The 19,149-nt window shown below is 58.1% G+C and carries 22 protein-coding genes; 14 read left to right on the top strand and 8 right to left on the bottom strand.

Going from position 1 to position 19,149, the window contains the following annotated elements; genetic code table 11:
- Positions 1–16: 16 nt before the first annotated feature.
- Entirely contained in the window at positions 17–361 is a 345-nt protein-coding gene (locus ACR0NM_RS19010) for a hypothetical protein (protein ID WP_170406831.1), read from the bottom strand.
- Positions 358–1,275: a DnaJ C-terminal domain-containing protein gene (locus ACR0NM_RS19005; RefSeq protein ID WP_480616193.1), complete on the bottom strand. Its 918-nt coding sequence runs from the start codon at positions 1,273–1,275 to the stop codon at positions 358–360. The genes ACR0NM_RS19010 and ACR0NM_RS19005 overlap by 4 nt, the downstream gene beginning before the upstream one ends.
- Before the next feature lie 157 nt (positions 1,276–1,432).
- Here ACR0NM_RS19005 and ACR0NM_RS19000 point away from each other — a divergent pair, with 157 nt between their 5' ends.
- Positions 1,433–1,816 carry a hypothetical protein gene (locus tag ACR0NM_RS19000; RefSeq protein WP_170399056.1) on the top strand — a complete coding sequence of 128 codons (384 nt, stop codon included), beginning with the start codon at positions 1,433–1,435 and terminating at the stop codon, positions 1,814–1,816.
- Here ACR0NM_RS19000 and ACR0NM_RS18995 read toward each other — a convergent pair whose 3' ends face one another.
- Entirely contained in the window at positions 1,817–2,914 is a 1,098-nt protein-coding gene (locus ACR0NM_RS18995; RefSeq protein ID WP_480616191.1) for a cystathionine gamma-lyase, read from the bottom strand.
- A 3-nt stretch (positions 2,915–2,917) separates the two neighbouring features.
- Positions 2,918–3,760 (bottom strand): LOG family protein, encoded by an 843-nt coding sequence (locus tag ACR0NM_RS18990; protein WP_170399048.1) that lies wholly within the window; start codon positions 3,758–3,760, stop codon positions 2,918–2,920.
- 78 nt (positions 3,761–3,838) lie between these two features.
- Between ACR0NM_RS18990 and ACR0NM_RS18985 the strand changes: the two genes are divergently transcribed.
- From ACR0NM_RS18985 to dapD, 5 genes are all read left to right on the top strand, one after another.
- Complete coding sequence (locus tag ACR0NM_RS18985; RefSeq protein WP_170514917.1) at positions 3,839–4,750, top strand: threonine/serine dehydratase; 912 nt, start codon at positions 3,839–3,841, stop codon at positions 4,748–4,750.
- 44 nt (positions 4,751–4,794) lie between these two features.
- Positions 4,795–5,394 carry a GntR family transcriptional regulator gene (locus ACR0NM_RS18980; RefSeq protein ID WP_480616189.1) on the top strand — a complete coding sequence of 200 codons (600 nt, stop codon included), beginning with the start codon at positions 4,795–4,797 and terminating at the stop codon, positions 5,392–5,394.
- 121 nt (positions 5,395–5,515) lie between these two features.
- On the top strand, positions 5,516–6,103 hold the full coding sequence (locus tag ACR0NM_RS18975) for a biotin transporter BioY (RefSeq protein WP_480616187.1): 588 nt from the start codon (positions 5,516–5,518) through the stop codon (positions 6,101–6,103).
- Complete coding sequence (gene bioB, locus ACR0NM_RS18970; RefSeq protein WP_480616219.1) at positions 6,096–7,061, top strand: biotin synthase BioB; 966 nt, start codon at positions 6,096–6,098, stop codon at positions 7,059–7,061. The genes ACR0NM_RS18975 and bioB overlap by 8 nt, the downstream gene beginning before the upstream one ends.
- A gap of 92 nt (positions 7,062–7,153) precedes the next feature.
- Complete coding sequence (gene dapD / locus ACR0NM_RS18965; RefSeq protein WP_480616185.1) at positions 7,154–7,981, top strand: 2,3,4,5-tetrahydropyridine-2,6-dicarboxylate N-succinyltransferase; 828 nt, start codon at positions 7,154–7,156, stop codon at positions 7,979–7,981.
- A 52-nt stretch (positions 7,982–8,033) separates the two neighbouring features.
- Here dapD and ACR0NM_RS18960 read toward each other — a convergent pair whose 3' ends face one another.
- Positions 8,034–9,215 (bottom strand): aromatic ring-hydroxylating oxygenase subunit alpha, encoded by a 1,182-nt coding sequence (locus ACR0NM_RS18960; protein WP_480616183.1) that lies wholly within the window; start codon positions 9,213–9,215, stop codon positions 8,034–8,036.
- Positions 9,216–9,357: 142 nt separating this feature from the next.
- Here ACR0NM_RS18960 and ACR0NM_RS18955 point away from each other — a divergent pair, with 142 nt between their 5' ends.
- From ACR0NM_RS18955 to ACR0NM_RS18945, 3 genes are read left to right on the top strand one after another with little or no spacing between them, the layout of a single operon-like run.
- Positions 9,358–9,600 carry a hypothetical protein gene (locus tag ACR0NM_RS18955; RefSeq protein ID WP_480454429.1) on the top strand — a complete coding sequence of 81 codons (243 nt, stop codon included), beginning with the start codon at positions 9,358–9,360 and terminating at the stop codon, positions 9,598–9,600.
- Complete coding sequence (locus ACR0NM_RS18950; protein WP_170406810.1) at positions 9,600–10,193, top strand: TetR/AcrR family transcriptional regulator; 594 nt, start codon at positions 9,600–9,602, stop codon at positions 10,191–10,193. Before ACR0NM_RS18955 ends, ACR0NM_RS18950 begins: the two co-directional genes overlap by 1 nt.
- A gap of 37 nt (positions 10,194–10,230) precedes the next feature.
- On the top strand, positions 10,231–10,575 hold the full coding sequence (locus tag ACR0NM_RS18945; RefSeq protein ID WP_480616181.1) for a hypothetical protein: 345 nt from the start codon (positions 10,231–10,233) through the stop codon (positions 10,573–10,575).
- Here the strand turns inward: ACR0NM_RS18945 and ACR0NM_RS18940 are convergent.
- Entirely contained in the window at positions 10,572–11,630 is a 1,059-nt protein-coding gene (locus ACR0NM_RS18940; protein ID WP_170406807.1) for a transporter substrate-binding domain-containing protein, read from the bottom strand. The two genes, ACR0NM_RS18945 and ACR0NM_RS18940, sit on opposite strands and share 4 nt — an antisense overlap.
- A gap of 207 nt (positions 11,631–11,837) precedes the next feature.
- Between ACR0NM_RS18940 and dapE the strand changes: the two genes are divergently transcribed.
- The 3 genes from dapE to rnr are packed head-to-tail and all read left to right on the top strand — an operon-like array spanning position 11,838 to position 15,872.
- Positions 11,838–12,977: a succinyl-diaminopimelate desuccinylase gene (gene dapE / locus ACR0NM_RS18935; protein WP_480616179.1), complete on the top strand. Its 1,140-nt coding sequence runs from the start codon at positions 11,838–11,840 to the stop codon at positions 12,975–12,977.
- Positions 12,978–12,980: 3 nt separating this feature from the next.
- Complete coding sequence (locus ACR0NM_RS18930; RefSeq protein ID WP_170818393.1) at positions 12,981–13,556, top strand: TIGR04282 family arsenosugar biosynthesis glycosyltransferase; 576 nt, start codon at positions 12,981–12,983, stop codon at positions 13,554–13,556.
- Positions 13,557–13,613: 57 nt separating this feature from the next.
- Positions 13,614–15,872, top strand: coding sequence for a ribonuclease R (gene rnr / locus ACR0NM_RS18925; protein WP_480616176.1), 2,259 nt, complete (start codon positions 13,614–13,616; stop codon positions 15,870–15,872).
- Here the strand turns inward: rnr and ACR0NM_RS18920 are convergent.
- Positions 15,863–16,249, bottom strand: a complete 387-nt coding sequence (locus ACR0NM_RS18920; RefSeq protein WP_170508952.1) for a DUF1801 domain-containing protein — start codon at positions 16,247–16,249, stop codon at positions 15,863–15,865. The two genes, rnr and ACR0NM_RS18920, sit on opposite strands and share 10 nt — an antisense overlap.
- Positions 16,246–16,944 (bottom strand): glutathione S-transferase family protein, encoded by a 699-nt coding sequence (locus ACR0NM_RS18915; protein WP_480562283.1) that lies wholly within the window; start codon positions 16,942–16,944, stop codon positions 16,246–16,248. Before ACR0NM_RS18915 ends, ACR0NM_RS18920 begins: the two co-directional genes overlap by 4 nt.
- 82 nt (positions 16,945–17,026) lie before the next feature.
- Here ACR0NM_RS18915 and ACR0NM_RS18910 point away from each other — a divergent pair, with 82 nt between their 5' ends.
- Positions 17,027–17,734 (top strand): helix-turn-helix transcriptional regulator, encoded by a 708-nt coding sequence (locus ACR0NM_RS18910; RefSeq protein WP_170425977.1) that lies wholly within the window; start codon positions 17,027–17,029, stop codon positions 17,732–17,734.
- A gap of 70 nt (positions 17,735–17,804) precedes the next feature.
- Positions 17,805–19,121 carry a lytic murein transglycosylase gene (locus ACR0NM_RS18905; protein WP_480616174.1) on the top strand — a complete coding sequence of 439 codons (1,317 nt, stop codon included), beginning with the start codon at positions 17,805–17,807 and terminating at the stop codon, positions 19,119–19,121.
- Positions 19,122–19,149: the final 28 nt, after the last annotated feature.

Here is a 19,149-nt window from a genome sequence, read left to right as displayed (position 1 = left end):
GGCTCCCAAAACCCCGTTAACTGCGACGGAATCGCGCTGTTCCGATCACTTCGATCAGTTGTTGGCGAACCGGTTCCGGTTGCGCCTCGACCGCGTTCAAAACCTCGCGCAGTTCGGCGCGCAGCCCATGCATCTGGTCGATCAGAGAGATCATCATCGACAGTGCATCGGCCTCCATGTCGTACTGGTCATGCAGTTCGCATGCCAGTTCCAGACGAGCAACGTCGATACGCTGATATCGCAGCCCTTGCTCCGATTGCTCGGGGATCACGATCTCAGCGGCCAGATATTCGGTCAGGCGATCCGAAGTCAGGCGGGCGATGGCGTCGATCAGTTCGGCTTCGGTCAATGTGCGGCTCATGACGGCATTCCTTTGCGCGGATCATAGCCGTGGGTTTCGCGCCATGTCTCCATGAAGTGCTTCAATTCATCGTCTACCTTGTCTGGCATTGCGACGGTCAGTTCAATGAACTGATCGCCCCGCTCGGACGAGCCGCGTTTCTTGACCCCTTTGCCACGCAGGCGCAGGGTTTTGCCGCTGCTGGTCCCCGCTGGGACACTGACATTGACGCCACCGTCGATGGTGGGGGCGGGAACCTTGCCGCCCAGAACGGCCTCATCAATGGTGATGGGCAGCGTGATGTGGATGTCATCGCCCTGACGGTCGAACACCGGGTGATCCGCAACCGAGATCGTCACAAGCGCATCGCCGGGAGGCCCATCGCCGTACCCCGGGGCCCCTTTGCCACGCAGGCGGATGGTTTGCCCGGTCGTGATACCCGCAGGTATCTTCACTTCAATCCGGTTCCCATCTGGCAGGGTCAATTTCTGGCTGGCTCCGAAAACGGCGTCAAGAAAGCTGATCTGCAGCGAGTAGTTCAGGTTGTGGCCCGGTGCATGGAACTCCTGCGTGTGCTGTCCATATCCACCCCGCCCGCGCATGAATTCGGCAAAGATGTCGGACATATCGTCCTGTTCAGCCGCGTGACCGCGATAAGGGTTGCCAGCAGCCTCGGCATAGTCGCGATAATACTGCTGCTGCGGACGTTCCTGACCCGACGCATCAATTTCGCCATTGTCGTAGCGTTTGCGCGTCTCGGGGTCTTTCAGCAGGTCATAAGCAGCAGCAGCGGCTTTGAACTTGGCCTCTGCCTCGGCATCGCCCGGCTTGAGGTCCGGGTGGCATTCTTTGGCGATCTTCCGATAGGCTTTCTTGATCTCGGCATCGCTGGCGTCTTTGGCGACGCCAAGTACGGAATAGGGGTCGTCGCTCATCTTGCCTCTCGTCGATGTGGGGTTTGGCCTTGATGAAGGTATTTTATCAATTGATTTCAACAGGTCAAAAAGAAGAGGCGGCTAAATTGTCTCGTAAATCTGTCAAGCTCTGCTAATATTAAGATGTTTCAGATTGATCATTGACGGAGATCACCCCATGACGCGCAGGCTCAAATCGGTGCTAGCATTGCTGGCTGGGAACGCCATCGGGCTGTTGTTGGCCAGTTTGCTGCTGTCAGAGTTTGCGATCCGACCGATTTCCTTCATCGTGGTGGTAGTCGTGTTCACCCTGGTCCAGGTGATAGCCGAACCGCTGATCCTGAAGCTGGGGGAAAAGAAGGCACCGGCGCTGAAGGGCGGAATTGCCTTGATCGTGACCTTTGTTGGCCTTCTGGTCACCGATCTGATCACATCCGGTCTGACCATTGGCGGTATCTCAAATCTGTTGGCCGCAACCTTGCTGGTATGGTTGGGCGCTCTGATCGGCAGTATTGTGCTGCCGATCTACGTGTTTCCCGAACTGCGCGACCCTAAGAAATAGTCATATCGCGTCTAAACTGGCCTCGATGGCCTGCCACAACTCGTCCACCGGTTCGCACCCCACGGACAGGCGGATGAACGCAGGATCGACAGCATCCCCCCAACGGGCGCGCCGCTCGGCCGAACTGTGGACGCCGCCGAAGGATGTAGCCGGACGCAGCAGTGGGCAGCTGTTGATGAACTGTTCGGCTTTGGTCTCGGTCTCAAGCGTGATGCTTAGCAGAAACCCGAAGCGCGTGGTTTGAGCCGTCGCCAATGTGTGCGCCGGATCTTCGGTCAGTCCGGGATAGCGGATCTGTTTCACGGCCGGGTGCGCCGCCAGCCGTTCAGCCAGTATTTGTGCTGAGCTACACATCCGATCAAACCGCACATCCAGAGTCTCCAAACCCCGATGTAGCAACCACGCTTCATGTGGCCCCGGGATCGCACCGGAGACGCGGCGCCATTCCTCAACTCGCTCCATGATTTGCGGATTGCGGCTGGCTAAATGACCCATCAACAGGTCCGAATGCCCACCCATCGCTTTGGTATCTGAACTCACAACCACATCGACGCCAAGGTCCAGTGGGCGCTGGCCCAATGGGGTCATCGTTGTGTTGTCGGCGATGGTGATGCCGCCGGCCTCGCGCACGGCCTCGGCGATTACTGGCAGATCAAGCATGTCCAGACCGGGGTTCGAGGGGCTTTCTAGAAACACCACATCGAATTCATCAAAGCCACCTTCGGCAAAGTTGGTGGTTGGGCGTTCGATAACCGAGACGCCCAGATTTGACAGGAACCGATCAGCCAAAAGGCGCGTCACATAATACCCGTCGGACGGGATCAGCAGCCGCGACCCGGCTTGGACCGTCGCAAACAAGGCCGCCGAAATCGCACCCATGCCCGAAGGAAAGCTGAGGCAGGGTGCATCTTCGAGATGCGACAGAACGTGTTCCAGATGCACCCAGGTCGGGTTATCGACCCGGCCATAGCTGGCATGCCCATCCGGCGCGCCGGGCAGATGGTACATGCTGCTTTGGGTCAACGGCAGGGCCACAGGCTCACCCTTGTTCAGGGCATTCCCGCGCAAGTGCAACATTTCTCCGGTCTTCGGGCTCATGGCTCAGCGCCCCGGTATTTCATCGCGTGGGGGCGCGGGTTCCCAATTCTCGATGATCTCGACCGCCTCTTGCGCAGTGTCGACAAAGCGGAACAGGTCCAGATCCTCGTCCGAGATGGTGCCTGCATCGGCCAGCGCTTCCCAGTTGATAACCTTCTCCCAAAACTCACGCCCGAACAGCAGGAAAGGGACGCGATCCATGCGGCCGGTCTGGATCAAGGTCAGGGATTCGAACAGCTCATCCATGGTGCCGAAGCCACCGGGGAAGATGGTGATGGCGCGAGCGCGCATAAGGAAGTGCATCTTGCGGATGGCGAAGTAGTGGAAATTGAAGCTGAGATCAGGCGTCACGTATAGGTTCGGAGCCTGCTCGTGCGGAAGCACGATGTTCAGGCCGATCGAACACCCGCCCGCATCCTGTGCACCACGGTTACCCGCCTCCATCACGCCGGGGCCGCCACCGGTGACGATCACATTTTCGCGGCAGCCCGTCTGATTTGATTTCTCTGTCATCAGACGCGCAAACTCGCGCGCCTCATCGTAGTATTTCGACAGCCCGGCCAAGGTCTCGGTTCGCGCCGTGTGTTTCTGAGCGGGTTCCGGAATGCGCGCGCCACCGAACATGACGATGGTCGAGGTGATCTCACGCTCGGTCATGATCATCTCGGGCTTCAGCAGCTCCAGCTGCAGTCGTACGGGGCGCAGCTCATCCCGGCACAGGAAGTCATCATCAGCGAAGGCAAGGCGATAGGCCGAAGACCGCGTCTGCGGGGTATCTGGTACCTCGCTTGCGGTCGAGCGGTCGGTCTGTGCGTCGCGAAACGGGCTGAGGCGATCTTCTCTCATTAACGGGGTTCCCTGCTTGCGTGTTTCCAAAACAGCTATAGGGTTCGCGGGCAGAGTGCCAGTCACGGAAAGACAAGAATGGATTGGAAAAGTGAAATATTGGCAGCGCGGGATCGCATTGCCGGACACGCGCAGGTCACACCGGTGATGGAAAGCCATATTCCGGGCTATCCGATTGAAATGAAGCTTGAACATATGCAGCACACCGGCAGCTTCAAAGCGCGCGGGGCGTTCAATACCCTGCTCAGCATGGATGTGCCTGCGGCAGGCGTCGTGGCGGCTTCCGGTGGCAACCACGGTGCGGCAGCGGCTTATGCCGCGCAATCACTGGGCTATCCAGCGAAGATTTTTGTGCCCGAACTTGCAGGTCCCTCCAAGATTGCGCTGATCAAGCGGATCGGGGCTGATCTGAGTGTTGTTTCGGGTGAATACGCCAATGCACTGACCATGGCGCAGGCGCATGAGGAAAGCACCGGCGCCATGCAAATCCATGCCTATGATGCGCCAGCGACGGTGGCAGGGCAGGGGACATGTTTTGCTGAATGGGACGCGCAGGGCTTGCAGGCGGACACAGTATTGGTGGCCGTGGGCGGCGGTGGGCTGATTGCCGGAGCTTTGGCATGGTTTCAGGGTGCGCGCAAAGTCGTGGCGGTCGAACCGGAAACCTCTTGCGCGCTGAATGCGGCGTTGGCTACGGGCGAACCGGTTGATGTTTCCGTTTCGGGCATCGCAGCGAACGCACTGGGCGCACGGAGAATTGGTGATATTTGCTTTCGGCTGGCCCAAGGCATGAGTTCGGTTCTGGTTTCTGACGATGCGATATCGCAAGCCCAGAATGCTCTGTGGCAGACGCATCGAATACTGGTTGAACCGGCAGGGGCTGCTGCGCTTGCCGCACTGATTTCGGGCGCTTACCAGCCGGAGCCGGGTGAGCGTGTCGCAGTGCTGATTTGCGGCGGGAACATCGCGCCAGATCCGCTAACAGGTTGAGAATACGGCTTGTAGATGTTGTTCATGGATTTTATCTATAATTAATGACCGCGACCATTGCCGACACAATCTATAATGCCCTGAGCCAGAAAATCATCACCGGCGATCTTCCTGCCGGTGAAAAGCTGCGTCAGGACCATATCGCGCGCGACTTTGAGACCAGCCATGTGCCGGTGCGCGAAGCACTGCTGCGGCTTGAGGCGCATGGATTGGCCAAAAGCGAACCGCGAAAGGGCATGCGCGTCACCGCGTTGGACCCTGCCGAAGTGCGTGAGGTGATCGAAATGCGTGTCGCGCTGGAAACGCTGGCGATGCAGCATTCCGTGCAAAATATGACGCCAGCTGCTCTGAAAGTGGCTGATGATGCGCGAAAGGCATGTGATCAGGCTGAAAACATGCCTCAATGGGAGGCGCGGAACAGGGTCTTTCATCGTGCCATCCTGACACCTTGCGGGTTGCCCCGTCTTTTGCATGCTGTCGATGATCTGCACATTGCCAGTGCCAGGCACCTGTTTGCACATTGGCGGCCCAAATGGGTGCAGCGCGTCGATACGGATCACGCTGCGATCATTCAGGCGCTGAAGAGTAAAGACGTTTCCGCCGCAACCTCGATACTTGTGCGCCATATCTGTCGTGCAAGCTGATACTTTCTGCCTTTGAAACGACAATCTGTGCCTCCTCAGAAGATTTGACTTGATTTTTAATAGATAAAAATGATGATCAATTTTGAATCGATGAAATATTATCTATAAAAAGAGAAAGACGATGAAAGCCACTCTGCAATCCACCCTTCCGGCCGCCGGAGCAATAACTCCTGCGGGTCAGATCCTTCGTGTCGCGTTGGGTATTCTTCTTTTGACCGCCAGTGCAAAAGTCCAGGTGCCATTTTGGCCTGTGCCCATGACTCTTCAAGTCGCCGCTGTCATGGCTATCGCCGCGGCATTTGGGCTGCGTCTCGGTTCTGCAACCGTGATCGGTTACATGGTTGCCGGGGCAGTGGGTTTGCCGGTGTTTGCCGGAACGCCCGAAAAAGGCATCGGGCTGGCCTATATGATGGGCGGAACCGGAGGTTATTTGCTGGGTTTCGTGGTCGCCTCGGTCATGGTTGGATGGGCCGCGGACAATCTGCGCAAACTGTTTCTGGTTCCGGCGATGCTGGCTGGACTTGCGGTGATCTATGCGCTGGGTCTGGGTTGGTTGGCTCGGTTCGTGCCTGCAGACAAGGTTCTGGTTTACGGTTTCAGCCCTTTCATCCTGGGTGATCTCGTGAAGATTGCATTGGCAGCCGTTCTAGTGATTGGCCTGCCGACGGGTCTGATGCAGAAAATCCGTGGGCCGCAGCCAGATGCTTGATACCGGGCAAGATATCCGCAGCGATTGGACCGTGGATGAAGTGGAGGCGCTGATGCGCCTCCCACTGTTGGATCTGGTAGGTCGCGCAAATGTAATTCACCGGACATATCACGATCCAAACGACATCCAAAAAGCCAGCCTGCTGTCGATAAAAACCGGAAGCTGTCCCGAGGATTGCGCCTATTGCCCGCAATCCGCTCATCATCGCGAGGTCGAGCTGACCAAGGAAAAGCTCATGAACCCTGCGCATGTCATCTCGCTTGCCAAACGGGCGCGCGATGCGGGGGCTGAACGGTTTTGCATGGGTGCTGCGTGGCGTCAGGTGCGCGACGGCGAAGAATTCGACAATGTGCTGGACATGGTGCGGGGCGTGCGTGATCTGGGCATGGAGGCTTGCGTCACCCTGGGCATGCTCAAGCCACATCAGGCCAAACGATTGGCCGAGGCGGGACTTACGGCGTACAATCATAACCTGGATACTTCGCCGGAATTCTATGGCGAGATTATTGGAACTCGTACCTATCAGGATCGTCTTGAGACCCTCAGCTATTGCCGGGACGAAGGTATTGATCTGTGCTGCGGCGGCATTATCGGTATGGGTGAAAGCCTGCGGGATCGTGCCTCGCTGTTGCAGGTCCTTGCGAATTTTGATCCGCATCCCGAAAGTGTACCGATAAACGCGCTGATCCCGATCAAAGGCACGCCGCTGGCGCATCTAGAAAAGGTGGGCATTTTTGATCTGGTGCGCATGGTTGCGACCGCGCGGATCACCATGCCGCAAACACGGGTGCGCCTGTCGGCAGGACGGTCGGACTTTTCAACTGCCGAGCAGGCTTTGTGCTTTCTGGCTGGCGCAAATTCGGTTTTCTACGGCGATGTGTTGCTGACCGCACCCAATGCCGGAACCCATAATGACCGGGATATGTTTGCCGCACTCAGCGCACTTACCGATGATTGACGCAAACCGAGGTATCCGCGTCGCATTGCGCCATGGGTCTCGCTTGCGTATAGGCCACATCAACGTGAACAGATTCTCTAGGGAGACGCCCCATGTCCAATGCGCAACTGGAAGCCGCCATCGAAGCCGCCTGGGAAGTACGTGACACAATCACCCCTGCGACCACCGGCGAGCAACGAGAAGCAATCGAAGACACGCTGAGCGCGCTGGACAGCGGTTCGCTGCGGGTGGCTGAAAAGCTCGACAGTGGTGATTGGCACGTGAACCAGTGGGCGAAAAAAGCAGTTCTGCTGGGGTTCCGCATCAAGGACATGGAAATCCAGACCGGAGGCCCGCAAGACGGCGGCTGGTGGGATAAGGTCGACAGCAAGTTCGCCGGATGGGGAGAGAACCAGTGGCGCGCGGCAGGGTTCCGCGCCGTGCCAAACTGTGTGGTCCGCAAGTCGGCCTATGTCGCACCGGGTGTGGTGCTGATGCCCTCGTTCGTGAACCTTGGCGCTTATGTCGATGAAGGCACGATGGTTGATACCTGGGCCACCGTTGGTTCCTGCGCGCAGATCGGCAAGAACGTGCACTTGTCGGGCGGCGTAGGCATTGGAGGCGTACTGGAGCCGATGCAGGCCGGTCCGACCATTATCGAAGACAACTGCTTTATCGGGGCGCGTTCGGAAGTGGTCGAAGGCTGCATCGTCCGCGAGGGTTCGGTTCTGGGCATGGGCGTATTCATCGGTAAATCCACCAAGATCGTGGACCGCGAAACCGGTGATGTCATGTATGGCGAGGTTCCGCCATATTCGGTGGTTGTTGCGGGCTCGATGCCGTCCAAGAACAATGTAAGCCTGTATTGCGCGGTCATCGTGAAACGCGTCGATGAAAAGACCCGTTCGAAAACCGGGATCAATGAGCTACTGCGCGACTGATCCCGTCGTTTCAGTTTGAATAGGCCGCAGAGTGCATGCTCTGCGGCCTTTCTTATTTTGACATGAACTCCAGCACTGTTTGCTGAAAGAAATCAATCGCCGCCTCACCTCCGGCCCCTTTGGCCAGAGGGCCGACTTGATATCGGGGCGATTGAAGGGCGCGCTGCATCTTTTCGCACACCCAGACATCCTCGGTCTGAAAATCCCCCGTCTCCAGTGGGTGCTGGGTCCAGTGAGAGGATTTGATCCGACCGGATTCCGGGTCGTATCCGGGTATGTCCGCCGCGCGATGCGTATAGGTGAACCAGCCTTTAGGCGACCAGTTTCTGACCCGCAGAAGTGTTGTGTTGGCATCCACTGGTTCCATGGTCGATATCGAAAACCCCCAGGGGTTTGGCGTCAGGATCGTGGTCGGAAACAGCATGTAGACCCCGCCATAGCCCGGCGTTTCGGCATTCCGTACCGTTTTCAGGCCGGACCCTTTGGCCGAGCTTTCAACAAACTGAGGGATACGATGTTTGACGCCTTCGCGCTCGGTCGACCACCAGACCATGTTTTGGCCAAAAACCTCCCAAAGATTCTTGTCATGGGTTGGCCCGCCCAACGTGTCTTTGTGCAGATAGGCCAGATGATAGCCGTCTATTGCATTTTCAAAGAAGACCTTCCAATTGCAGTTGATCTCATAGACCACGTCGTCGGAGTTCTCTTGTAGCTCGCTTGATGCCAGATCATGAGGCCAAGGTATTTGAGCCAGATCGCCAAGCCACGCGTCAAAGCTTTGATCCGGTTCTGGGTGAACAAAAACAAGGTTGCGGAAGACACCGACTGAGGCACCGAACAACGCGGTTGCCTTCTTGTCCAGGTCCGGAAAGCACTCGCGCTGGGCTGGTACTCCGCGCAAAGCGCCATCCAGATTGTAGACCCAGTTGTGATAAGGGCAGACAATGGTTTTGCCTGCGTTGCCACAGCCTTCCAGCAACTCGGTTCCGCGATGGCGGCATTGGTTGTGGAAGGCGCGCAAGTCGCCATTTGCGTCCCTTATGACGATCAGAGCGTAGGCTCCGGCCTGAATTGTCCTAAAATCGCCGGGTTCGGTGAAATCCATAGTCACGCCGGCAAAACTCCAGCACTTGCTGAACAGGGTTTTCTGTTCGGCCTCATACCAACTGTCCGAGACATATGCCTCACGCGGCAGTTGTTGCTTGGGTTGATCCGGAAGGGCGTCAGGCGGCATTGTCGAGTCCGTTTATTGTCAAAAATGATAATCATCAATATTGACAATAAACCCTCGAATGTCCAGATTTCACCTTAAGATTTTTCTGAACCCGCTTGGAGGCAGGATGACTTTTATTCAAACCCTGAGGAATCAAAGGTGGATGACACTGCTAATTCTGGCGGCGCTTCTTGTCTCGACCTTCGCCGGGTATTACGGCCTTTGGGGTCTGTTGTTCATATTTTGGGGGCTCTTGGCGGTGCGCTCGGGGCAGGCCTTCTTGATCGAACCGATAAACCGCGCGACAGATCCGGCACTGTTCTGGTCGCTGACGGGTTTGTGGACCGGTTTGGGCGTTCTCTACGTTCTAGCGGATGTTTTTCCACCAGTTGCGAACGGATTCTGATGCCCCGTCCCAGTATGAAAGACGCCAGATCGGAGCAAATCCTGAACGCATTTATGCGTTGTGTCGCGCGGTATGGGCTGGATGGCTCGACCCTGGCGCGCATATCAGAAGAGGCAGGCGTCGGGCGGCCATTGCTACGCCACTATCTGGGCAACCGGGATGAGATGGTTCGCAAGCTGCTGGATCACGTCCTGAAAGTCTTCGCGGATCAGGTTGAGGCGCTCTTCGACACTCTGCCGTGCACTGATCGGGTTGCAGCGATGCTGGACGCTTTGTTCGGACGCGGCACCTATTCTTCGGAAAGTGCTGCGGTGTTTGCCGCTTTGGTCGCAGCCTCAGAAAGACACGCGGATTTGCGAGAACCCTTGCTTGGGTTTGTCTATGACTTCGAGGCAAGGATCGCTGCTGAAATCATGAACGAACTGCCTGCTGCCAATATGCAAGGGGTCCAAGCCGTGGCAGCGGGTATGTCCGCAATTTATTTCAATACGGATGCTGTGATGCCATTGCGACCCCGGGCGGAATGGCGCGACACGCAGCGCGTGGCAGCGCAGATGCTGTTGGACCACCTATACGACAGCACCTGCGACTGAGTTGACCGTGCCATCGGGCCAGCGTATTGCGGCCACTATGGAAAAGAAGAAAAAACCTTCGCGCCAGCAAGTCTATACGTTGTTGGTTCAGATCGGTCGCAAAGATGGCGACGGCCTGCCCGAAGGCGCGACCGGGGCGGCGTTGATGTGTTTTGCCAGCGGCGTGGACGAGGCCGAAGCCGTGCGCGAGACAGTAGCGATCCTGAAGCAGGCCGATACTGCACCGCTGGATGTCACCGGCTATGGCACCCTGGCCGAGCGTGAGGCGCAAGGACATGATATCGATCCGGATGAGCGGGCATTGATGCAACGGGCGCTGGATGAAAACGCGGTTATCGTGGCACAGATGACGCCATTCTTCGGCGACGAGGAAACTGCTTAGTTTCTTACCCCGAACCACTTGCGATAGATTTCGTCATAGGTGCCGTCTTCGCGCAGGGACAGCAGCGCCTGATTGACGTCTTCGACCAATGGCGATCCGGTTGGAAATGCGATCCCATAGTTTTCACGCAGGAAGATGCCCCCGGTCATTGTCGCCATTCTGCGCCCTTCGTGGCTTGCATAATAGGACAGGATCGGAGCGTCGAAAACGACCGCATCCAAATCCTTGTTCTCAAACGCGTTCAGCATGTCCTGCAGATCGCCATAGCCGGTATAGTCGATCTCGCGCCGGTTCAGAAAACTGGCGGCGGTTGAATCGGAAATCGTCCCGACCTGTTTGCCGTAAAGGTCGTTGACCGAATTGACGCTGCCGGTGATTGCGTCCACCGTCATCACCGAGGTGATCCGGGCCGTGAAAACGGAGACGATGAATAGGGATGACACCACCAGTACTACACCCAACAGGCGGCCAAACGGGGTGCGCGGCATCCGCTCTTCAAAGCCACCGTTCACCACCAGGTTGAGGGCCCACCAGAACGAGGGGAACCACGCCTCATTCAATTTGCGATCAAAGTAGGGCTGCGCGCGTTTCTCAAAACTCCACATCAGCATGCCGCCACCAAGCAGGATCGCAAAGGCCAGCCCGATGGCGATGAACAATTCCCGAGACAGCAAAGCGTGCAACAGCGATGGCTGGCGAGCGGCCTCTGATGGGACCATGATCTGTAATCCGGCCTCAAATATCGGTTGCGTGAAATCCATTCGGGTTTCCCGCAAGGCGGTGATCGATATATTTGCGATCGCCAGATCGGCAGAACCATCCTGAACCGCGCCCAACATTTCTCCAAATGTCTCGACGCGGTTGACCGAGTATTCCCAGCCGAGTGATTCAGACAGTGCCGCCAGAAGATCCATCGAGAAACCGGTCTGGGCACCGTCCTCGACAAATGAGAACGGAGGACGGGTTACCGTTGTAACCGTAAGAGACTGGGCCTGGCTTTGCTGCGCAAGAGTCGCGAAAGTCAGGCAGATCAATGCGAAGAAGACACGCTTCATGTGGAATCACCTGTTTCGCGGCCCTCTAACTCACTTAAGGGCAGCGCGGCAAGGCAGCCGCTGGGTCAACGCTCATGTTTTGTTGGGGTGCAAAATCAAGCCGCTTGGGCATTCGGTCTCGGAATTCGACTATTCGGGGTTGGCAATCCGGGCAATTCGTTGAATCTGTGCAGGAACACAGGCACCCCTAAGGACAAGAGGCCCAATATGACCGATCCAGTTGAGCTGACAGCAAATCTGATCCGTTGCCCATCAGTCACACCTGATGAAGGCGGGGCATTGGTCTTGCTGCAGCAGGTGCTGGAGGAGGCCGGATTCTATTGCACTCGCGTAGATCGAGGTGGAACCTGCAACCTCTTCGCCCGGTGGGGGCAGAAGGGTCACGCGCGCAGCTTTGGCTTTAATGGTCATACGGATGTGGTTCCGGTAGGGGATGAAGCAGCCTGGACCATGCCTCCTTTCGGCGCCGAGGTCCGGGACGGGGTGATGTACGGCCGGGGCGCGACGGATATGAAATCGGGCGTGGCAGCATTTGCGGCAGCGGCTATCGATTTTGTGCGTGACACGCCCCCGGATGGGGCAGTGATCCTGACGATCACAGGTGATGAAGAAGGCGACGCGCTGGATGGCACGGTCGCTTTGCTGGATCATATGGCCACAACGGATGAGCGGATGTCGGTTTGTCTGGTGGGCGAACCCACTTGCCCGAACACGATGGGCGAAATGATGAAGATCGGCCGGCGCGGTTCGATGACTGCGTGGTTCACTGTGAGCGGAGTGCAGGGGCATTCGGCCTATCCGCATCGGGCGAAGAACCCGGTGCCCGCGATGGCGCGGCTGATGGATCGGCTGGCCAGCCACGAACTGGATCAGGGGACCGACCACTTTGACGCCTCGACCTTGGCGGTTGTCACGATCGACACCGGTAATCCGGCGACAAATGTGATCCCGGCGCAATGTTCTGGGACAGTGAACATCCGGTTCAATGACCTGCATTCCGGGGCCAGTTTGAGCGATTGGTTGCAATCCGAGGCAGCCGCCGTTGCCGAGGCGTTCGGCGTCGATGTCGAGACCCGGATCAAGATCTCAGGCGAAAGCTTTCTGACCCCTCCCGGGCCGCTGTCTGATCTGGTGGCTCATGCTGTTAAGGCAGAAACCAATATCCGTCCCCAGCTTTCGACCTCGGGTGGGACATCGGATGCCCGCTTCATCAAAGACCACTGCCCAGTGGTTGAGTTCGGTCTTGTCGGGCGCACCATGCATCAGGTCGATGAATGTGTCGAAATGGCGCAAATTCATCAACTCAAGGCGATCTACACCCGTATTCTGATGGACTACTTCGCCTGATCCATGCAGAAAACGCTGGTCATCATGGTGAAAGAGCCACGTCCAGGGCGGGTCAAGACCCGTTTGGGGCGCGATATCGGCATGGTTGGGGCTGCTTGGTGGTTTCGGCATCAAACGCGATCTCTGATCCGGCGTCTGCGTGATCCGCGCTGGCAGATTGTACTGGCGGTCTCTCCGGATAGGGAGGGAATGAACAGTCGGGTCTGGCCTGTTGATTTACCCCGGAAGCCTCAGGGGCGCGGAGATCTGGGCGACCGGATGGGGCGGATGCTGCGCGCTGCCCAAAACGGGCCGGTTTGTCTGATTGGTGCGGACATTCCGGGCATCACACGGGGTCACATTGCGCGGGCCTTTCGCGCGTTGGGCCGGGCTGAGATGGTGTTCGGGCCCGCCCCGGATGGCGGCTATTGGCTGGTCGGTGCTCAGCGCTATGGGGCGCTGCCCTCAGGGTTATTCCGCGATGTGCGCTGGTCAACGGAACACGCGTTGGAAGACACACTGAATTCGGTTCGCGGGTGCCGAGTAGCGTTGCTGGATAATCTGCGCGATGTGGATACCGTGGCCGATCTGCACGGCTGACATGAGGCACCGCTTTTTGACCATGACGCGGTCGCATGCCCGTGCTAGGCCAAACTCATGACACGCATTCCGACCAAGCAAGAGGTCCTCGACTGGATCTCGGCGAACCCTACCCTGACCTCGAAACGTGATATCGCCAAGGCTTTTGGCATCAAAGGCGCGGATCGGATCGATCTGAAGCGTATCCTGAAAGAACTTGAGGCCGACGGCCATCTGGAAAAACGCAACCGCAGCTATCGCGATCCGGATCGTCTGCCGCCGGTCAGCGTGTTGCAGGTGAAGGCCCCGAACGTAGATGGCGACCTGTTTGCGCGCCCGTTGGAATGGCACGGAGAGGGGGTCGAGCCCATCGTTCTGCTCGTAACGCGTGCCAGCGATCCGGCGCTGGGTAAGGGTGACCGCATTCTGGCCCGCTTGACCGTGGTGCATGAGGAAGATCACAATTACGAAGCCCGCTTGATCCGCCGCATCGGCACCAACCCGCGCAAGATCGTCGGTATCTTCCGCAAAGGGGCCGAGGGTGGCCGGATCGTACCTATCGACAAGGCTGGTCAGACAGAATGGCTGGTCGCGGACGGGGCCGTTCTGGGGGCCAAGGATGGTGAGTTGGTTGAGGCCGAACAGGCCGGACCCAAGAACCGCATGGGTCTGCCGCGTGCGCGTATTGTTGAACGGCTCGGCGATCCGACCGCGCCCAAGGCTGTCTCATTGATCGCCATCCACCAACACGGTATTCCCGACGACTTCCCGGACAAGGTGATCGAAGAAGCCGACAAGGCCAAACCCGATGGACTGAAAGGGCGTGAAGACCTGCGGGATATGCCGTTGTTGACCATCGATCCTGCGGATGCACGGGACCACGACGACGCATGCTATGCCCATGCCGATGACGATCCTAAGAACCCGGGTGGCCATGTGATCTGGATCGCCATCGCTGACGTCGCCGCCTATGTGAAACCCGGTACGGCTCTGGATCGCGAGGCACGCAAGCGGGGCAACTCCAGTTACTTCCCGGACCGCGTAGTGCCGATGCTGCCGGATCGCCTGTCCGGCGATCTATGCTCCTTGCACGAAGGCGTCCCGCGCGCTTGTATCGCGGTTCGGATGCAGATTGATGCCGAAGGCAACAAGATCGGCCACAGGTTCGTGCGCGGCCTGATGCGCTCTGCCGCCTCGCTGAATTATACCGAGGTGCAGGAGGCCATCGACGGCAACCCGAACGACCGCACCGGGCCGCTGTTGGATACGGTGCTGAATCCGCTTTGCGCCGCCTATGCTGCGCTGAAAAAGGCACGTTCCGTGCGGCAGCCGCTGGAACTGGACCTGCCTGAGCGCAAAATCGTACTCAGCGATGCGGGAGAGGTGACCAGCGTCGCGTTCCGTGACCGGCTGGATGCGCACAAGCTGATCGAGGAATTCATGATCCTCGCCAATGTCGCCGCTGCCGAGACCCTGATCGCCAAACGCCGCCCGCTACTGTTCCGCGTCCACGAAGAGCCCGCGCCTGAAAAGCTGGAAAGCCTGAGAGAGACGGCGCAGGCGGCGGGACTAAATCTCGCCAAAGGACAGGTATTGCAGACCCGACATTTGAACGCGCTGCTAAACGCTGCTGCTGGTACCGAGGATGCGGAACTGATCAACCTGACGACCCTGCGGTCGATGGCGCAGGCCTATTACAACCCCGAAAATTTCGGCCATTTTGGGCTGGCTCTGCGGAACTATGCGCATTTCACTTCTCCCATCCGGCGCTATGCCGATCTGATCGTGCATCGCGCGCTGATCTCAGCCCATGGCTGGGGCAAGGACGGATTGACCGAGGATGAGATTGCACGGTTGGAAGAAACGGCGACCCATATCTCGGATACCGAGCGCCGCTCGATGATGGCCGAGCGCGATACGACTGATCGCTATCTGGCGGCCTATCTCAGCGAGCGGGTCGGCAATGAGTTTTCTGGCCGGATCAGCGGTATTGCCCGGTTCGGTGCCTTCGTGAAGATGGACGAGACCGGAGCGGACGGTCTGGTTCCAGTGCGTTCGCTGGGGCGAGAGTTTTTCCATTTCGACCGAGAGGCCGGGACGCTGATGGGCTCGGACACCGGGCTGATCATCGCCATTGGCCAGCGTGTCACGGTGCGGTTGACCGAGGCGACGCCGGTGACGGGCGGATTGGAATTGGAGTTGTTGTCCATCGATGATCAGGCGCTGCCGCGCGGCCGTGGCCCCGCCAAGCGCGGAACGCGGCGCAAGGCCGCCAGCACCAAACGCAAGAAGGACAAGATCAAGCGCAAGGTCGAACGCAAACGCCGTCAGAGGTGATAAGTAAGCGCGCGCGCAATCAGCCAGCCATGGCGCGTAGGATCAATCTGATCGGGCCGGTCGAACAGAATCGCGCGATTGCCGTCGATCCGATCCTCTCCAGGAAAGGCGGAGGTAAAATCCCCCATCAGTCGGCTTTGACAGTGTACGAACAACGCAAAGCAAGCCGCCTTGTGTCCGCCCAAACGAATCGTCGAGCCTTTGGGCGCCAGATAGGCGGGCTGGCCCCACCGCAACGCTTCTTCCAGAGGCTGAGCGCGTGGCAGCGAGGCCGCAGTTTCGAAGATCAACTCGCGCAGCGCTAGTGCCCCATTGCGCGTCTCTTCCGGTAGCGCCTCATAGGCTGCAGCGACTTTTTTGTTCTCAAAGGCTGTCATGATAGCGGGATCGCCTGCTCCATTCGGTCGATATAGCTGTTGAGCAGCTTATCTTGTTTAATCCGACGGGTCAGGGGGGTGTCTGATGGTGTCGCGCGCATCGCCGCCAGCATTGGACCGACGCTCATGTCCGCCGAGGTTGGTTTCTCTCCCATAAGGTAGGGCGATTGCCAAAGATAGGCCGAGATCGCCTCAAAGTCGCGCTCCAGCCGGTCTTGTCGTTCGACGGGCGAAAAGCGGGATACACCTTGAAACGCGAGCCCCTTGAGAACGGATTTCCGGATCGAATTCGAAACCGGCTTGCGGATCAGTGCGGGAATGACGGTAAAGAATGTATCGCGCAGGATTGGCCAAACCTCATCATTGGCCCAACGGTCCTGCACGACATGAAAGTAAAGGTGTTCCTCGGCCATGCGGACCAGTGCGCGGGACTGGGCTTTTTGCAGGTCGGTCAGGCCAGCATCGAAATCGGCCCCCTGAGCCTCAAGCCAGTCGCGGATCAGGTCGCTGTCCGGAATCAGACGTTCAGGCGTGCGAAGAACCGGCAGCTTCTGGTGTGGCATCTTGCGTGGGTCCAGCAGATCGGACCGTTGCCAGCGCAGGCCCGCGTTTTGAAGCATCAGGGCCGTTTTCACACAGAATGGGCTGGCGCTGAACAGGCCAAAGGCGGAGGGGAAGGTGAGAAGGGTCAGCATCATCAGCTCCATAGTTGGGACGCCTGATGGATACGCCGGACTGATGACAGATTCTGACATTAGGCTTAGAGTAGACTATACTATGTCCCGCACCGCCCGTCTTTTTCAGTTGATGCAGGCCCTACGATCTGGCCCCTCGCCCAGAACGTCGGTTCAATTGGCGCAGGATTTAGGCGTTTCGCCGCGCACAGTGCACCGGGATATCGATGCATTGCGTGGTCTCGGGGCGATAATCGACGGAGAGGCCGGGTTCGGGTTCACCCTAATCGAGGATGCGACCCTACCGCCGCTGGGTTTTACCAATGATGAGCTTGAAGCGTTGGTTCTGGGCTTGCGCGAGGTGCAGCTGATTGGTGACCCGGCGCTGTCGGATGCCGCAAGCGCGGCCCTACGCAAGCTGCAGGGCCGGTTGCCGCAGCGCCAGTCGCACCGATTGAGCCACGCCGTTTTGACCGCCACGCGATTTGACAGGCCGGCCGTGCCAACCATCGATGTCGCCGAACTGCGCCAAGCCGCGTGGGACGAACGCGTGATCGAGTTCGCCTATACCGATGCCAAAGGCGCAGACACCCGTCGTCGGGTCAATCCGCTGAGCATCGTCTATATGGACCGTGCCAGCGTATTGCTGAGTTGGTGCCACCTGCGACAGGATTTCCGAGTGTTTCGGCTGGATCGTATGCAGGGCATGGATGTGACCGAGGATAGCTTCCGACCCAATCGCGTATCGCTATTGCGTGATGCCATTGCCCGTATTCGCGCGGAACGTGAGGAACAGGATCAGGAAACCTGACGTTCTGCGTTTTGAGAAATCCCGATTGTGCGCTATCATCGGCTCTGAGCAGTAATCAGGATAAAACGGAATGCGTAAGTGTGTAGGTGGCGTTATGACCGCCGCATTATGGGCATCCATCGTGCAGGCGGATACAACAGACAATTCGATACGGCCTCTGGCCCGACCTATGGTCGACAATGTGCAACTGGCCTCGGCGGATGTGACGGTCTCGGTACGGCCCGTGCTGCGGCCTAAGGTCGAGGTGCAACGTGTATCGGCAGACGGGAATGCCCGATTTCAGGCTTGGCTGGGGGCATTTCGCAAGCGGGCGCAAGAGCAGGGCATCTCGGTCAATACGCTGGATCGGGCGTTGGCTGGGGTGACCTATGACAGTGACATCATCAAACGCGATCGCAATCAGGCGGAGTTTTCCAAACCGATCTGGGAATATCTGGACGGAGCGGTTTCAAAAACGCGGATATCCAACGGTCGCGCTGGGCTAGACAAGCACCGAGAGACTTTGACCCGGATCGAAGCCCGGTACGGCGTCGAAAAAGAGGTCGTGACCGCGATCTGGGGTCTTGAGACTTCGTTCGGCACCTACCGAGGAAGCAAGCAAACCATTCGGTCGCTGGCGACTTTGGCCTTTGATGCTCGACGAGCAAGCTTTTTTGAGGAACAGCTGATCGCCGCGTTGCAGATACTGCAGGCAGGGGATGTCGACCCTGAGAATATGGTAGGCAGTTGGGCTGGGGCGATGGGGCATACACAGTTCATGCCGACCTCGTTTCTTGATTTCGCGGTTGATTTCGATGGAGATGGGCGTCGCGAGATCTGGTCGGATAATCCAACTGATGCCTTAGCATCAGCCGCTTCTTATTTGGCAAAACATGGATGGACCAAAGGCCAACCTTGGGGGGTCGAAGTGCAACTACCATCCGACTTTGACTACGCCAACGCGCGGCGAGATTTCACTCTGATGCCGTCGGAATGGGCGGCCCGTGGGGTTCTTGCTTACTCGGGTAAGGCAGTGCCCGATCACGGTCAAGCGGCAATTCTGTTACCGGCTGGTGGTCGGGGTGTCGCCCTGATGATCTTCAATAATTTCAAAGTGATCGAGGCCTACAACGGCGCCGATGCCTATGTGATCGGCATCGGGCATCTGTCCGACCGGCTTGCAGGAGGCTCTCCGTTTGAGGCCGATTGGCCGCGTGGCGATCGCGTATTGAGCTTTACTGAAAAGAAAGAACTACAGCGTCGGCTGACTCAGGCGGGCTTCGATACACAAGGGATCGATGGGCGCACCGGGCCAAATACGATTAACGCGGTGCGCGCGTTTCAGGTTGCTCAGGGGTTGATCCCGGATGGATACCCGTCGCTCGGCCTGCTGGAAAGGATGCGCTGATAATCAGGGCGACCCAATTGGGTCGCCC

The sequence above is a fragment of the Ruegeria sp. AF2 genome (assembly GCF_056542025.1).
Note: the sequence above shows the minus strand (reverse complement) of the source record. Positions and strands in the feature narration are given on the sequence as shown.